Below are 16,674 nucleotides of genomic sequence, written 5' to 3'. Positions count from 1 at the left end.
CCAATCTGGCACAGCTATCAACCCCACCAGCGGGTTTCTATTTACTATTTGGGTTACGATCAAACCCCCCGATAATTAGTGGGTTCGCCGGGACAGGCAAACTTGACCCGGCTACCCGACTTAGGCCTGTCACCACGGCGTCGGCCTGACACCGGGCCGAGGCGTCAGGGCAGGGTGGGCACCCGGTCCGAGGGGCCGTCCGGGTCGTCGTGGATGACCACGAGGATCTCGGCCGGCTCCGGGCCGGTGCTCCGACAGCGGTGCGGCAGCGCCGAGTTGAAGTACACGCTGTCCCCGGGGCCGAGCTCCACGCTGTGCTCGGGGAACTCCAGCACGGCGGTGCCCGCGTGGACGAAGAAGAACTCCTCACCCGCGTGCGACTTGAACGGAGCCTCCACCGGCCCGGTCGGCGGGTGCATCACGAACGGCACCATCCGCTTGCCGCTGAGGCCGGTCGCGATGCCCTCGTAGCGGGAGGCGCCGGAGCCGGCCCCGCCGCCCATCGGAGTGCGCTCGCCGGCCCGCACCACGGTCACCAGCTCCGGCTCCACCTCGTCCGAGAAGAGCCGGCCGACGTCGACCTTCAGCGCGTGGGCCAGCTTGAGCGCCGTCGAGATCGACGGCTCGCTGATCCCGCGCTCGACCTTGGACAGGTAGCTCTTGGTCACCCCGACCTGCTCGGCGAGCGCCTCCAGGCTGAGCCGGTTCTGCTGCCTCAGCACTCGCAACCTGCTGGCCATGCGCCACCTCTCACCCACGGAACCGTCCGGTCCATTATCGGTCCGGCCGCCAGCCGCCGTCCGGCGCCCCTCGACGTGCGGCCGGGCCGGGGCCCTGCCTATCGTGGTGACCGCTTTCCTCGCCCCCGTTCTCCGTGCCGGTCACGCCACATGGCGGCACCTAGTAACGTTACGAGGTGCCCTGGCTCCCGCTCGTACCACTGCGCGTCGGGGCGGGCTCAGCGCTCCGGTCGTGACAGCCGGACCGCCGCCGATCCGACCAACTGTCACTGGTCCGTTCCGAGGACCGAGCTCCGGACAGGAGAACGGCAGGTGAGCACAGCGCACGCCGGCCCGGGCGACTACAGCCAGGTGCCCGACCCGGAGCAGGCACTGAAGTACGCGATCCAGCACGTCGCGGGTGACCGCGTCGAGATCGTCGAGGGGGCCATCACCCTTGCGTCACCGTCCTGGGCCCACGAGACGGCCGTCGACCTGATCCGGGAACAGATCGGCCCCCGCATGCGCGAACTCGGCCTGCGCGCCGGCTCCGGGAATCTCGACCTGCCCGGCACGGAGAACTTCTACGTCCCCGACCTCGCCGTCGTACCCGCCGAGCTCGCGAAGACCGAAGGGGCTCTGCTGCCCGGCCAGACCGTGCTCGTCGTCGAGGTGACGTCGCCGTCGAACGGGGAGACCGACCGCGCGGCCAAGCGTCGGCGCTACTCGCAGTTCGGCGCTCCGGTGTACCTCCTGGTCGACCGGCAGGAACGCACCTGCACCCTGCTCTCCCAGCCGGGACGGCTCGGCTACACCCTGGTCGAAGGCCCCCACCCCTTCGGCACGCCGCTGCGGCTCCCGTCGCCGCTGGACCTCGAACTCGACACGGCGGGATTCTGAGCGCCCGCGAGCGGTGTGTGCCGTCGGGCCGGGCGTCACGGGTGGAGCTGTGAGGGCGTGCCGTGTCCGCGGCCGCGTGGCGCGGGCGTTCTGGAGTGCGGGGTGCCGATACTGGACCGGCGCGCCCCGGCGGTCGCGCGGTTCCGGAGACGCCCGACACGGGAGCGGATGACGATGGATCTCGAACTCGGCGGCAAGGTCGCGGTGGTCACCGGCGCCAGCAAGGGGATCGGCCTCGCCGTCGCGGAACGGCTCGCCCGCGAAGGGGCCCGGGTCGTGGCCGGCAGCCGCACCGAAACCCCCGGGCTCGCCGCGCTGCGCGACCGGCACGGTGTCGAATTCGTCGCCGCGGATCTCGCCACCGCCGACGGCCCCGAACGGCTGGTCAGGGCCGCCGTGGAACGGCACGGAAGGATCGACGCGCTGGTCAACAACGTCGGGGGCGCCGTTCCGCGCTCCGGTTTCCTGGACGTCGACGACCAGGGGTGGCAGCGGGCCTTCGACCTGACCTTCTTCAGCGCGGTGCGCGCCACCCGGGCCGCGCTCGCGCACCTGCTCGCCCACGGCGACGCGGCGGTCGTCAACATCAGTTCCGTCAACGCGCGGCTGCCCTTCCCGGGCGTCGTGGAGTACTCGGCGGCCAAGGCCGCGCTGAGCAACCTGACCAAGGCGTTGTCGGAGGAGTTCGCGCCGCGCGGCGTGCGGGTCAACGCCGTGGCCCCGGGGCCGGTCCGCACTCCGTTCTGGACCGACCCCGGCGGTTTCGCCGAAGCCGTCGCCACCGAGGCCGGCGGCACCGCCCAGCAGGCCCTGGACGAAGAGGTGCCGCGGCAGATGGGAATCTCCACCGGCCGGGTCACCGAGCCCGAGGAGGTGGCCGACCTCGTGGCCTTCCTCGTCTCCCGTCGCGCGGGCAACATCAGCGGCGCCGAGTTCGTCATCGACGGCGGCCAGGTGAAGACGACCTGACCCGGGCCGGGAGCGCGGTCACCCGGCTGGGGCGCCGCCGGTGTGGGTTTCGGCCGTCGGGTGCTCGCCAGGGTGGGCCGGGGACGGAGGGAGCGCAGGTCAGCGCGTTGCGGCCGCCGGTCTGCGCCCATTGTCCAGAATTTCGCAAATGTCGAATTTTTCCGAAAATAAATGAACTACGCAGATCATCCACCACCTTAATGATTCAGTGGTTGATCCGTATCCGGATCGGTATGGATCTTGGAGGTTTCTGAGAATTTCCTTATGGGATCTTCATCTTCCGGCCTTTTTGCCCGGGTCGGACTCAGAGATGAAGAATCCCTTGGGAGTAGCCTTGCTACGGAAGTCCCAGGCCTCATCCGCGTTCGCGGGTGGGGCCTTCACTGTGCGCAGAGCGCGGCGAATAGCCGTGCTGGCTGCCCTCGGCCTGCTGGTGGAGAGCGGGGTGGCGCTCGACGCGCTGACCGCCACCCCGGCGGCGGCCGCGGGGCGCGCGACCTCGGCCCAGGCGGCCGGCGCTTCGACGACGGAGGCGCCCGACCAGGCGTCGGCGCTGCTGGCGGCGCGGTTGAACAAGCGGCGGATCGAGGTGACGGGCGCTCGCACGGAGACCCTCACACTGTGGGCCAACCCGGACGGCACCCTGAGCCAGGAGCTGTCCGTCGGTCCGATCCGGATGAAGGCCGGCGACGCGTGGGTGCCCGTCGACACCACGCTGGTGGAGACCGCTGACGGGAGCATCGCGCCGAAGGCGCACCCGGAGGGCCTGACGTTCTCCGGCGGCGACGCCTCGGTGAAGGTCGGTGACGCACTGCCGGGCATCGGCGCACCGCCGACCGTCACACCGAGCACGGCCCCGAGCGCGGCACCGAGTACGTCCCCGGTCGTCACGCCGAGCGCGGCACCGAGTACGTCCCCGGCCGTCACGCCGTCAGCTCCGGCCTCGCCGCTCGCCTCGCCGTCCGCGAGCGGGCGGGCCTCCCGGACCGCACCGCGACCGGCGGCCCCGGCGGCCGACCCGCAGGCCCAGCCTCAGGGCCAGGCCCCCGCCGCCCCCGCCGCCCCGGCCGAGCGCGACCTGGTGAAGGTCGGCTCCGGCGGCCACCAGGTCGAGCTGAAGTGGCAGGGCAAGCTGCCCAAGCCGAAGCTGTCCGGTTCCACCGCCACCTACGTCGACGCCCGCCCCGGCGTGGACCTGGTGCTGGAGGCGACCCGGACCGGCTTCGAGCAGTACCTGGTCGTCAAGAGCCGCGACGCGGTGTCCCAGGCCGGCACGCTGACGCTGCCGCTGGACACCACCGGCTACCGCGTGGAGCGCCAGGAGGACGGCTCGATCCACCTGACCGACCCGGCGGGCGCCAAGCCGACCGTGCGCATCCCCGCCCCGACGATGTGGGACGCCGCCCTGGACGAGAAGTCCGGCGAGCACCCGCACCGCGGCGCGGTGTCGATGGAGCTGCGCGGCGAGGGCGCGGACGCGGAGCTGGTGTTCGCGCCGGACACCGCGTTCCTGGCCGACCCGGCGACGACGTTCCCGGTGACGGTCGACCCGGTGGTCGACGTCGGCACGAACTTCGACACCTTCGTCGAGACCGACTTCAGCTCCGACCAGTCCTCGTCGACCGAGCTGCGGATCGGCTCGTACAACGGCGGCGCCGTCAAGGCCCGTTCCTTCCTGCACTTCCCCGGCGGCGCGTTCAACGGCAAGCAGATCCTGAACGCCAAGCTGTACCTGGCCAACTACCACTCCTACTCCTGCTCCCCGCGGCAGTGGGAGGTCTGGGCGGCCCAGTACGCGAGCACCGCCAGCCGCTGGGGCAACCAGCCCGGCCTGATCTCGCGCTACTCGGTCTCCGACGAGACCCGGGACATCGCGGGCGACGGCGACAGCTACGAGTGCTACGGCTCCGACGGCACCTACTGGGCGAAGGCCGACGTCACCAACCTGGTGCGCGACTGGGCCGGCATGGGCGCGGGCACCTACGCGCTCGGCCTGAAGGCCGCGGACGAGAACGACTCCTACAGCTGGAAGAAGTTCGAGTCCTCCGAGGGCGCGCACTCCCCGTTCCTCTCCATCACCTACAACACCGTCCCGCCGACCCCGTCGACGGTCGACGTGCTGCCCTCCCAGCAGGGTGACCCGCGCTACACCTCCTCCGCCAACCCGGTCTTCCAGGTGCTGGCCAGCGACCCGGACGGAGGTGACGTCGGCGCCGACTTCGACCTGTACCGCGCGGGCACCTTCGTCAAGCGCGTCTACAAGCAGGGCCCCAACGGCAGCTACCTCCAGGTCCGCCCCACGGACTTCGGCCTGGCCCGGCTCGACGAGGGCGTGTCGTACTCGATCGGCGCGCGGCTGTGGGACGGCCTGGTCAACTCCGGCTGGTCGCCCAGCGTCACGGTGATCGCCGACACGGTGAAGCCCGGCGCGCCGTTCGTCAGCTCGGCCTCCTACCCGTCGGACGACCTGTGGCACGGCGGGGCCGGACAGGCCGGCACCTTCACCTTCACCCCGGCCACCGGCGTCACCGACCAGACCGCCTTCGTCTACAGCCTCGACGGCGCGGCCGCGGTGACCGTCAACGCCACCGGCGCGGCGAACGCCACCATCACGCCGTCCACCGACGGCCGCCACACCCTGAAGGTCCAGTCGAAGGACCGGGCGGGCAACCTGTCCGACCCGACCTCCTTCGCCTTCTCGGTCGGCCAGGCCGGGCTCACCTCCCCGGTCGACGGCACCCGGTCCGCCAAGCGCGTCAAGCTCGGTGTCGACGCCCAGACCCAGTACAAGCGGGTCGTCTACCAGTACCGTCGCGGCCCCGGCGCCGCCGAGTACGACGTGCCGACCGCCAACCTGACCAAGGCCGACAACACCCCGGTCACCGACTCCAAGCCGCAGCTCGCCGACCTCGGCACGCACGCCAACTGGACGGTCGTCGACACCCTCGGCAACGTCGGCGGCGTCGTCCAGGTCCGTGCCCTGCTGTTCCCGCAGGACGGCTCCGGCACCGGCTACGCCACCGCCTGGAACACCTTCACCGTCGACCGCAACGCCGACGGCGCGGCCGGCGCCGAGATCGGACCCGGCTCGGTCAACCTGCTCACCGGCGACTACTCCGTCGACGTCATCGACGCCGACGAGTTCGGCGCCTCGGTGAAGCGGGCCTCCTCCTCGCGCGACCTCGCGCGCGGCTGGCAGCCCCAGGGCGAGCGCCTGACGGCCAACCAGCGGCAGCTCGGCGCGGACACCAACGGCTACACCGCCGGACAGGCCACCATCGAGCGCTCCACCGCCCGGGGCCACGACAACTCCACCGACTCGCTGCGGATCGTCTCGACCGGCAAGGACTCCTACGCCGCCATCGGCGACAACTCGATGGCCGTGGGCATGAAGCCGGGCAGGACCTACCGGCTCACCGGCTGGATCTACGTCCCCGCCGCGACCGGTCTCGGCGCCGACTACGGTGACCGCGGCCTGCGACTGGTCGGCCTCACCCGCACCTCGGCCGGCTACGCCCAGGTGACGTCCGGGAAGGCCGGCTTCACCGACGGCTGGCAGCAGCTGACCGTCGACCTGGCCGTCCCGCAGGACGCCACCGAGGCGTTCTTCCGGCTCTACAACGGGTTCTCGGCGGCCGGCAAGGAGGTGTTCTTCGACGACCTGTCGCTGAAGGAGATCGTCGCGCCGTTCGGCCCCCAGTGGTCCGGCGGCCCGGACGCGGGCACCGGCTCCAACTACCGCTCGCTGTCCTTCCCCCAGTCCGACCTGGTCGAGATCAAGGAGAACGACGACAGCTCGCTGACCTTCGCCAAGGGCAACGACGGAACGTTCTTCCCCGAGCCCGGCTCCGAGGACCTGGCCCTGAAGGCCGCGCCGGCCAAGTCCGGCGCGCTCGTCCTGTCCACCTCCGGCCAGTGCCTGGAGTCGCCGAACGGCGCGACCGGCAACGGCGTGCGCCTCCAGCCCGCTCCGTGCACCGGCGCCGCGAACCAGCAGTGGACCCGCGGCGACGACCTGACCCTGCGCCTGCTGGGCTACTGCCTGGACAACCCCGGGGGCCAGGCCGGCGACGGGACCCCGCTCACCCTGTGGGTGTGCAACGGCGGCACCAACCAGCAGTGGGAGGTCCGGCCCGACAACACGGTGCTGAACCGCCAGTCGAACAAGTGCCTGGACGCCGACAAGGGCGCCTCGATCTGGGTCTGCTGGGCGGGCCCGAACCAGATCTGGGACGTCCAGACCGCCGGCACCACGTACGAGCTGACCGACCTGAACGGTGCCAGGACCGTCTTCGCCCGCCAGGCCGGTTCGAACATCTACCAGGTGGTCAGCGAGACGGGGCCCGAGGCCGCGTCGGCCACCCGCTTCCAGTACGACACCACCGACGGCCGCTCGCTGGTCAAGCGCGTCATCCCGCCCGTCGAACCGGGCGTGGACGATCTCAACGGCTGCTCCGTCGACCCGCTGCCGCGCGGCTGCGAGGTGCTGGAGTACGACTACGCCAAGGCCACCACGGCCACCGCGTCCGCTCCGGGTGACTACCTGGACCGTGTCCGCGGCGTGAAGGCCTGGTCCTGGAACCCGGCCACCTCCCGTCAGGAGCCGGTCGAGGTCACCCACTACGCGTACGACGACAAGGGTCGCATCGCCCAGGTCTGGGACCCGCGTCCGGCCGCTCCGCTGAAGACCTCCTACAGCTACGACGCCGCCGGCCGGGTCACCCGGATCGCCCCCGCGGGCGAGCTGCCGTGGGACTTCGACTACGGCACGGCCGCGTCCGACCAGGACCCGGGCCACCTGCTGAAGGTCCGTCGCGGCACCCTGGCGCCGGGCACGAAGGACCAGGTCAACGGCGAGATCGCGACGAAGGTCGTGTACGGCGTCCCGCTGACCCGCGGCGCGGGCGGCCCGTACGACATGGCCGGCGCCGACGTCGCGCAGTGGGCGCAGACCGACGCGCCGACGGACGCGACGGCGGTCTTCGGACCGGAGGACGACCCGGGCACCCACTCGGCGAGCTCCACCTCGCCGGGCCGGGATGGCTACAAGCCGTCCACCGTCCACTACCTCAACGCCTCCGGGAACGAGGTCAACACCGCCGCCCCGTCGGTCGTCGACAAGGGGGACATCACCACCAGCGAGTACGACCGCTTCGGCCACGTCGTGCGCGCGCTGAACGCCACCAACCGGACCGTGGCCCTGGGCACCCACCCGGACGCCGCACGGTTCGCCGACGAGCTCGGCCTGCCCGCCGCGTCCGCGGACCGGGCCCGGCTGCTCGACTCCCGCACCACCTACACCGCCGACGGCCTCGACGTCCTGGAGACCCTCGGCCCGCTCTACCGCGCCACCCTCGCCGAGGACATCGCGGGCGGCACCACCCCGGCGACCGTCACGGTCGAGGGCGAGAACCTGCCGCGCCTCGGCTCGACCGCCCAGGTCATCACCCAGACCGACAGCGGCTGGGTCGGCGGGGGCGGCTGGTCCGGCAACGCCCAGGTGATGCTGGTCGGCAAGAAGACCGGCGACAGCGCCTCGTTCCGGGTGACCGTCCCGGAGGAGGGCAAGTACCTGCTCTCCGCCAAGATGACCAAGGCCGCCGACTACGGCACCGTCAAGTTCGTCCTGGACGGCGCCGACGTCACCGGCACCTTCGACGGCTACAACGGCGGCGTCACCACGTCCCCGTGGTCCGCCGGCGCCCCGGTGCAGCTGGCCCGCGGCGACCACCAGCTCGACCTGGTCGTCACCGGCACCAACCCGTCCGCCGTCTCGCCGTTCTACCAGGCGGGCATCGACACCCTCACCCTGACCAAGACCACCGTCAACCCGGCCCTGCCGGCCGGCACCCCGGTCATCGCCCGGGACCACAACACCAACACCTACGACGAGGGCAAGCCCGACGGCAAGGCCTACCACCTGGTCACCACCGCCACCGACGGCGCCCGCATCGACGGGTACGCGCAGGACACCGAACTGCGGGTCACCAGGACCGGGTACGACACGCCGATCGGCGGCACCTCCGGCTGGCAGCTGAAGAAGCCGACCTCGGTCACCACCGACGCGCTCGGCGCCAAGCTGACGGCCACCGTCAAGTACGACGCCACCGGGCGGGCCACGGAGTCCCGCAAGCCGGGCTCCACCGGCACCGACGTCGGCACGGTCAAGGCGGTGTACTACACCGCGGGCGCCAACCCGGACGACGCCGCGTGCGCCAACCGTCCCGAGTGGGCGGGCCTGGGCTGCGCCACCCTGCCGGGCGGCGCGGTCACCGGCGCGGACGCGACGCGGATGCCGACCACCCTGCCGGTGAAGCGGGTCACCCGCTACTCGCGGTTCAACCAGCCGGAGGAGACGACCGAGACCAACGCGGGCAAGTCCCGCAAGACCGTCACGGTCTACAACGAGCTGGACCGGATCGTCTCGACCGAGATCACCTCGGACGAGGGCAAGCCGCTGCCGAAGATCACCACCGAGTACGACGAGGCCACCGGCGACGTCGTGCGCACGACGGCCGGCGACAAGTCGCTGACCAAGGTGACGGACGCGCTCGGGCGGCTGGTCTCCTACACCGACGCCGACGGCTCGACGACCACCACGGAGTTCGACCGGTTCGGCAAGCCGGTGAAGGTGAGCGACCCGACCGGGTCCACCATCTACGCCTACGACCGGGCCAAGGAGCCGCGCGGGCTGGTCACGTCCGTCAACGACAGCGTCGCGGGCGAGTTCACCGCGACGTACGGCCCGGACGGGCAGCTGGTCCAGCAGACCTACCCCGGCGGCATCGTCCGCAAGGACACCTTCAACTCGGTCGGCGAGGCCACCGGCCGTACCTACACCCGTGGTTCCGACAACACGGTGATCTGGTCCCAGACCACCGACCTCTCCACCCAGGGCCAGGTGGCCAAGGACACCAGCTCCACCGCCACCCGCTCCTACCAGTACGACCGGCTCGGCCGGCTGGTGAAGGCCGAGCAGTCCACGGTCGCCTCCGGCTGCGTCACCCGCCAGTACGGCCTCGACGCCCACTCCAACCGCCTGTCCAAGCAGACCTCCCCGCGCGGGGCGGCCGGCGAGTGCAGCACGGCCGGGGCCACGGCGGAGAACCACACCTACGACAGCGCCGACCGCCTCACCGACGCGGGCTACGCCTACGACGCCTTCGGGCGCACCGTCAGGACCGCGAGCGGCGCGACCGACACCTACTGGGCCAACGACCGCGTCGCCGCCCAGGAGAAGGGGGACACCCGGCAGGAGTGGACGGTCGACGCCGCCCACCGCCCGACCGCGTTCACCACCAGCAAGAAGCAGGCCGACGGCACCTGGGCCGGCGCGACCTCGAAGCTGAACCACTACGGGGACGACTCCGACGAGGTCCGCTGGACCGTCGAGGACACCGCCCAGGGCACCCTGACCCGCAACGTCTCGGGCCCGGACGCCGACCTGGTCGCCACCACCGGCAAGTCCGGTGACGTCCAGCTCCAGCTGACCAACCTGTTCGGGTCGGTGGTCGTCACCACCGACACCGGCCTGGCCAAGCCGGTGGTGCTGGACTTCGACGAGTTCGGCATCCCGCAGGACGGCCAGGAGCTGGTCCGCTACGGCTGGCTCGGCGGCAAGCAGCGCTCCGCCGAGGCCCAGGACGGCGACATCCTCATGGGTGCCCGCCTCTACAGCCCGGCCCTCGGCCGGTTCCTGCAGATCGACCCCGTCCCCGGCGGCAACGCCAGCCCGTACGACTACTGCACCGGCGACCCGGTCAACTGCACCGACCTCGACGGCAACTGGGGCATGCCCAAGTGGCTGAAGAAGTCGGTCGAGGTCGTCGCCAAGGTGGCCGAGGTCGTCTCCGTGGTGGTCCCCGGCCCGATCGGCTCGATCGCGGCGGCGGTCTCCACGGTCTCCTACGCCGCCAGCGGCAACTGGGCGAAGGCGGCCGAGATGGCCGTCACGGTGGTGGCGGCGGCGGTCGGAGCGGCCGTCGTCGTGAAGGCGGCCTCGGTCGCGGTCAAGGCGGTCAAGGCGTCCCGCACCATCCAGGCGGCCAAGGTGGCCGTCAAGGAGGCGAAGGCGCGGTACAAGATGCCGATCAACTTCCAGCAGCAGCAGGGCCACATCCTGGGCACCACGCACTACGCCAACCGGATGAAGACCAACAAGCCCACGTCCACCTGGCTCAGCAGCAAGCACGCCGACCGGCTGACGAGGTTCGCCAACGCGTTCGGCCGCAAGACCGGCGGAGCCGGAAACGAGCGGAAGCTCAAGATGCCGTTCCCGGTCGGCCGTGGAATGCACGGCGAACTCCAGCGCGTCGTACGCGTCACCAGCAAGAAGGGTAAAATGCACGGGTCGCCGTACCGCAAGTAGGTCGCAGCACGAATGACGGATGACGTATTACGGATGACGAACTCCGAATGACGAGTGGAATGGCGGGAATCCCGGTGGAAAAGGCCGAAGGACCGGACGACTGGCCCGCATGGGCGGCCAGGGCGTACGGCGACCTCGCGAACCCGGACTTCTCCTTCGTGGGGGAGTGCTACGAGCGGAACCCCTACGCCGAGCCGATCCGCCGGATCTCGGCGATCGCCCCGGTCCAGGACCGCACCAACCTCGACGACTACGTCTGCTTCGACCTGGAGGTCGACGGCGGGCGGCGGCGCACGTGGCTCGTGCAGCTGTCCATGGTCGGCCCGTTCGCCATGGTGATCCGGGTGGACAGGTCCGGGGTGTTCCTCCGGAACGCGGTCTCGACCGCGGTCGTGGAAACGGACGACCCGACCGGGGCGCGGATCCTCGGGATCCTGCGGGAATCGGGATTCCACCTCCTCTCGGCCGAGGAGTCGAAGACCAGCGTGCCCTTCAGGATCCCTCCGGACGAGGAGCCGGAGGACGGGCCGCTCTACCGGGTGCTGTTCGGTGATGCCACCGAACTCCCCTGGTAGGCGAATCGGGAAAGGCTGAATTCACGGCCGATTGTCAGGGCCCCCGGCGACCGCTGGTCGTCGGGGGCCCTTTCGTGTTTCCTCGGCGCTTTCCTCGGCGCTTTCCCTGCCGTGTTTTCTCGTTGCGTTTTCGCGGGGTTTCCCCGTCGCGTTTCCGGGGCGGGCTCAGGCGAGGAGGAGGAAGGCGTCCCAGTCCGGGGCGGCGGCGTCGGGGTGGGTGCGGGCGTGGAGGGCGAGGGCCGCGCCGGCGGTGCCCTCCAGGAGGGTGGCGGGCTCGTCGGCGGCGAGGGCGGCGGCGAGGTCGCGGGCGGTGGCCTCGGCGAGCGCGGGCAGGTGGGCGGCCAGGTCGGCGGAGCCGGAGTCCTCGGCCATCCGCTGCGTGATCCGCAGCAGGCCGCCGGTGCCGTGGCAGAGCCCGGCGCCGGACAGGTGCCAGCCGGCGGGCTCGGCCAGGGCGTCGGCGAGGGCGGTGACGGCGGCGGCCCGCCAGTCGTCGCGGCCCAGCGCGGTGCCGGCCAGGAAGAGCGAGCGGGCCGCGCCCGGGGTGCCGTAGCACCAGGCCGCCCGGGTCGGGGCGTCGGCCGGCGGGCGGCCCTGCTCCACGTCCTCGACGCGCACCGTCATCGGCCAGCCGCCGGCGGGCATCCGGTGCGCGGCGAGCCCGAGCGCCAGGGCCTCGATCGCCTCGTCCTGGCCAGGCACCCGCACGCCCTGGCGCCAGGCCAGGGCCAGCAGTGCGAGCGGGCCCGGGATTCCGTGCGCCAGACCGAGGTTGACGTGGCCGCGGGGATGGTCCGGGTCCGCGCCGGGCAGCCCCGGCCCGCCCGCCGTCCACCAGCGCGGCAGCGGCCCGCCGGTCGGCGCGGCCGGCTCGGTCGGCGCCGTCGGTTCGGTCGGCTCGCTCGGCGCGGCCAGCTCGACCAGGGCGGCCAGCACCCCGGCCAGCGCGGGCCCGTCCGGCTCCAGGGCCAGCAGCAGCCGGCCGAGACCCGCCGCGCCCGAGACGGCGTCGAAGGTGTGCGCCCGCAGCCCCGCGCCCGCCGCCAGGTCGGCCCGCAGCGCGGCCGCACGCCCGGCGGCGGACTCGCCGACCCGGGGCGTCAGCGCGTCCAGCAGCCCGCGGTACTCGCCGGGGGCCCGCGCCATGGTGCGCGCGGCGAAGGCCACGGCGGCGACGCCGGAGTACAGGCCGCCGCCGCGCATCGCGCCGGGGGCCCGCACCGCCTCGGTGAGCCGCTCGTGCGCGGCCCGGCGCAGCCCCGGGTCCTGGTCGGCGAGGACGGCGAGGGCGAGCGCCGTACCGGCGAGGCCGGTGCCGAGGCCGGGGCCGGCGGCGGTCTCGGGGGAGACGGGGCCGGCGAGTCGGGCGGTGACCGCCTGGAGGATGTCGGTCGGAGTCATCGGCTCTCGTTCGGGGCGGCGGTGCGGGCGCGGTGGGCTTCGAGGGTGCCGCGGGCGAGGGCGTAGGCGCGGCGTTCGGCTTCGCGGTCGATGCCGATGAGGCGGTTGTGGCCCATGTGGAGGAGGGAGGCGAGGGCCGGGCCGGCGGCGGGCGGGGTGAGCTGGGGGGCGTAGTCGGCGAGGAGGGCGGCCCGCTGCTGCCAGGCGGCGGTCAGGGCGGGGTCGGCGGGCAGCAGGCCGCCGGCGGGAGCGGTGGGGCCGTCCGGGCCGATGGCGCGCAGCGCGGCGGCACGGTGGGTGCGGAAGGCCTGGTGGTGGAGTTCGGACTTCGGGTAGGTGGCGGCGACCCAGGTGCCGACGGGCGGCGGGGCGGGGCGGGCCGCGAGGAAGGCCTGGGCGGTGGCGGTGAGGTTGACGGCGGCGAGCAGTTCGCCGGGTGCGGTGCGGGCGGTGCGGGCCAGGCGCAGCGCGGCGAGGGAGACCAGGCTGTCGGCGTGGAAGACGCGTTCGGCGTGGGCGAGGGCGGCGGGGCCGCCGTAGCGGTCGGTCTCGGGCAGGTAGCCGTCCAGGCGCAGGTCGGCGACGAGGCCGGCGCGGCGCAGGTCGTGGGCCCAGTCGTGGAGGGCGGGCAGCAGACCGGCGGCGAGGTCGGCCGGGGTGCCGTGGAAGCGCAGCCGCAGGTGGGGCGCGGGGTCGCGGTAGCGGATGAAGAACCAGCGGTCCACCGAGCCGGGCAGCGCGGCGAGCAGGCGGGGCAGGTGGTCGGCGAGGATCTCGTCGTGGCGGGCCTCGGCGGCGGCGAGGCGGGCGAACAGCCAGGGGCCGCCGGGCAGTTCGGGGGTGCGGGGGTGGGGAGCGGGCAGCGGCCGGCGCACGGCGGGGTGTGCCGGGCGGGCGGCGCGGCGCAGCGGGACGACGATCTCGGTGGTGTGGGCGCCGCCGGGGCCGTGCAGCCAGCCGGTGTCCCCGTCGCCGGTGAGGTCCTCCTGGAGCACGGTGGGCTGGGCGGAGCGGGACTGGCTGTGCAGCAGGCGCCGGTGCCAGGGGTCGTCGAGGTGGAGGCTGATCCGCTGGTCGCCGCTGAGCAGGCGCACGGCGGCGGGCACGCCCCAGCGGCGGCGCCAGCGGTCGAGGCCGTCGGCCCACTGCTCGTACGGGGTGTCGGCGGACGGCACGGGGGCGGTGAGGCGCCAGGCGGCGGGGGCGAGGACGACCCGGCCGCGGCGGACCCGGGGCAGGGCGGGGGCGCCGGCGGCGGCGCCCCAGTCCCAGGGCTGCCAGGGGCGTTGGCCGGTGAGCGCGACCTCCTGGAGGAAGCGGGCCGCGTTGGGGGCGCCGGTGCGCAGGTTGAGCGCGTGGTGGGCGGTGGCGCGGATCTCCCGGCCGAGGCTGCGGGAGTGGACGGTGAGGCGTTCGGTGTCGGCGAGGACGACGAGGTCGTCCAGCGGCAGGGCGGTGGGGCCGCCGGGGTCGGGGAAGGCGCTGACGGCGACGCGGTGGGTGAGCCAGCGGGGGGTGAGGGCGATGTTCGCGTGGCGGGGGCGGTAGGGGGTGAACTCCAGGTGGGCGTCGAGGACTTCACCGGTTTCGGGGGCGGTTCCGGCAGCGGTGGCGAGCAGGGCGCCGCCGCCTTCCGCTTCGCCACCGGCGAGGTGGGCGGCGAAGCGGCCGAAGGTGGCGCCGGCCCGGTCGCTGCCGGCGGTGGGGGAGAGCACGAGGCGGAAGTGCCCGGCGTCCAGGGCGTCGAGGGAGTCGGCGGCGAGTTCGGCGTACAGCTCCAGCGAGGCGGGCGGGGTGTCGGCGGCGGTGCCCGGTTCCCCCGGCGACGGGACCAGACGGGCGAGCAGCTCGTCGTCGAGGACCACCTCGGGCAGCGGGGCGCCGGGCTCGCGGTCGACGAGGGCGCCGGCGGCGAGTTCGGCCAGCACCCGGTCGCGGGCCGCGTCGGCGTCGGTGCGGGGGCGGGCGGGCTGCGGGTTGGCCGCGCCGCGGGCACCGGCCGGGCGCCGGTAGCCGGCCGGCGGGCCGAGACCGGTGTCGGGGTCGAGCAGTTCGGCGAGCGGCACCGGGCTGTCCGTGCCGTACCGCTCGACGAACTCCGCGTGGTAGGCGCGCAGGTGCTCGGGGGCGGTGGCCGGCGGGGAGAGCCGCCACAGCAGGGTGGCGGTGCGCTCCAGGTCGGTGCGGACCTGCTCGGGCAGGACCACCTCGGCGTCCAGCGCGAGGTCCGCGTGCAGCGGGCGGTCGGTGGGCGCGAGGCCGGCCATCCGTCGGCGCGCCTCGCGCAGCACGGCGCCGGCCTGCCCTCGCGGCAGGGCGGAAGCCCGCTCCAACAGGTCTCGTACGGTGGCGAGTTCGGTGCGCACGGGGTGGTCGTCGGGCAGTCGGTCGAGGACGTGGCCGAGCAGGTCGGTGCAGTCCGGCGGGGGAGTGAGGTCGGTGAGCAGGAAACCCTGGACCACCAGGGTGCGCACCAGGGAGGCGATCGCCTCGGTGGGGGCGGCGGGGAAGTCGGCGGCCAGCGCGGCGAGCAGGTCGGCGTGGCGCAGCGGGCCGGCGGCGTGCCGGACGGCGGCGCGGACGACGGCGGTGGCCCGTACGGTCCGCTCGGTGACGGGCTGCGGGCCCGCGCCCCCGGCGGCGGATCCGGCGCTGGGGGCGGTGCCGGTGGCGGTGCGCCGTTCGGGCAGGTACGGCAGGACGAGCCGGTCACCGCGCGGGGTGATCTGCTGGTCGGCGGCCAGGCTCAGGCCGGCCAGCACCCGGGGGTCGGTGCGCAGCCGGTCCAGGAGCGGGAGGAGCCAGCCGAGGTCGGGACGGAAGGCGCGGCGTTCGGCGCCGTCCCAGCGGACCTCGGCGCGGGTGCCGAAGCGGGCCGGTGCGACGGCGGCCATCAGGCCGAAGGGGGTGGGGCGGGTGGCCATCCGCAGCCGGTAGCGGCCGACGGCCTCGGCCGCGCGGCGAAGGGCGGTGGGGCGAAGGGCGGTGGGAAGGTGGGCGTCATCGGTGGTCGCGGCGGCGGTCTGGTGCAGCAGGTCGGCCAGGGAGGGGCTGGAGATCTCGACGGCCTCGCACAGGACCGGATCAGCGGCGGCTTCCGCGAGGTGGGCCACGAGCGCACCCTCGTCGGGTCCGGCGGCACCGGGTCCGGAGGTGTCGGGCCCGGAGGTGTGGCGGTGCGGGCGGGCCAGCGCGGGTGCCCGCAGCAGGACGGGGCCGGTCGCGGTGAAGAGCGCGTCCTGGTCTGCCGCGTGCGTCTTCCTGCCCACCGTGCCCCCGTGCTTCGTGTCGCCATGTCGAGGTATCGCCTGTATCGCGTGGCTCTGTGGGCTCGTTCTATCCCGGTGATCGAGAACTGTCCACAGTTGATCAGAAGTCATCAAGAGTTGGCTGAATCCACCTATTCATCTGTGCGCGGTCATTGTCGGGACCCGCACAAGTGCCTAACGTCCGCTGCAGTTCGCCGCGGCCAGTCGCGGCACTGACGAAGGGAGGCCCCCCATGGCCAACGACATGCAGGAGCTGTTCGACCTCGACGTGCAGGACCTGGTCGCCACCGAGCTCGGCGAGCAGGAGGAAGCCCTGATCAGCATCTCGTGCGAGGGCTCCTGCACCCGCCCGTACTGCATCTGACCAGTACGACCGGTACCACCGGCTCGATCGGTCCGGTCTGACTGATCCAGCGGCAGTACGGGTACCACCGGGCGCGGCCGCCCGGACCGTCCATACGGTCCGGGCAGCC

Annotated in this window: 8 protein-coding genes; 5 read left to right on the top strand and 3 right to left on the bottom strand. The window is 73.2% G+C overall.

Annotated elements, in window-relative coordinates; translation table 11 throughout:
• Positions 1 to 164 precede the first annotated feature (164 nt).
• The gene (locus ACFRAR_RS36055; protein WP_380704175.1) at positions 165 to 740 is read right to left on the bottom strand and encodes a helix-turn-helix domain-containing protein; all 576 of its coding nucleotides are present in this window, start codon (positions 738 to 740) and stop codon (positions 165 to 167) included.
• Positions 741 to 1,052: 312 nt separating this feature from the next.
• On the opposite strand from ACFRAR_RS36055, the gene ACFRAR_RS36050 reads away from it, so the two are divergent.
• The 4 genes from ACFRAR_RS36050 (at position 1,053) to ACFRAR_RS36035 (ending at position 11,531) form a co-directional block, all read left to right on the top strand.
• A complete protein-coding gene (locus ACFRAR_RS36050; protein WP_380704173.1) occupies positions 1,053 to 1,619 on the top strand; it encodes a Uma2 family endonuclease in 567 nt (188 codons plus the stop codon).
• A gap of 174 nt (positions 1,620 to 1,793) precedes the next feature.
• Positions 1,794 to 2,588, top strand: coding sequence for an oxidoreductase (locus tag ACFRAR_RS36045; RefSeq protein WP_380704171.1), 795 nt, complete (start codon positions 1,794 to 1,796; stop codon positions 2,586 to 2,588).
• Between the two features lie 409 nt (positions 2,589 to 2,997).
• Positions 2,998 to 10,956 (top strand): ricin-type beta-trefoil lectin domain protein, encoded by a 7,959-nt coding sequence (locus tag ACFRAR_RS36040; RefSeq protein WP_380704169.1) that lies wholly within the window; start codon positions 2,998 to 3,000, stop codon positions 10,954 to 10,956.
• Between the two features lie 74 nt (positions 10,957 to 11,030).
• A complete protein-coding gene (locus ACFRAR_RS36035; protein WP_380704167.1) occupies positions 11,031 to 11,531 on the top strand; it encodes a hypothetical protein in 501 nt (166 codons plus the stop codon).
• A gap of 165 nt (positions 11,532 to 11,696) precedes the next feature.
• Here ACFRAR_RS36035 and ACFRAR_RS36030 read toward each other — a convergent pair whose 3' ends face one another.
• Both ACFRAR_RS36030 and ACFRAR_RS36025 read right to left on the bottom strand, forming a co-directional pair.
• Positions 11,697 to 12,932 (bottom strand): lanthionine synthetase C family protein, encoded by a 1,236-nt coding sequence (locus ACFRAR_RS36030; protein ID WP_380704165.1) that lies wholly within the window; start codon positions 12,930 to 12,932, stop codon positions 11,697 to 11,699.
• Positions 12,929 to 16,201, bottom strand: a complete 3,273-nt coding sequence (locus ACFRAR_RS36025; RefSeq protein ID WP_380704163.1) for a lantibiotic dehydratase — start codon at positions 16,199 to 16,201, stop codon at positions 12,929 to 12,931. The genes ACFRAR_RS36030 and ACFRAR_RS36025 overlap by 4 nt, the downstream gene beginning before the upstream one ends.
• 232 nt (positions 16,202 to 16,433) lie before the next feature.
• Between ACFRAR_RS36025 and ACFRAR_RS36020 the strand changes: the two genes are divergently transcribed.
• The gene (locus ACFRAR_RS36020; RefSeq protein ID WP_380704161.1) at positions 16,434 to 16,565 is read left to right on the top strand and encodes a hypothetical protein; all 132 of its coding nucleotides are present in this window, start codon (positions 16,434 to 16,436) and stop codon (positions 16,563 to 16,565) included.
• Positions 16,566 to 16,674: the final 109 nt, after the last annotated feature.

The sequence above is a fragment of the Kitasatospora sp. NPDC056651 genome, assembly GCF_042792155.1.
Taxonomy (GTDB): Bacteria; Actinomycetota; Actinomycetes; order Streptomycetales; family Streptomycetaceae; genus Kitasatospora.
The sequence above is the reverse complement of the archived record's forward strand: the minus strand, read 5'-3'. Positions and strand labels throughout refer to the sequence as shown.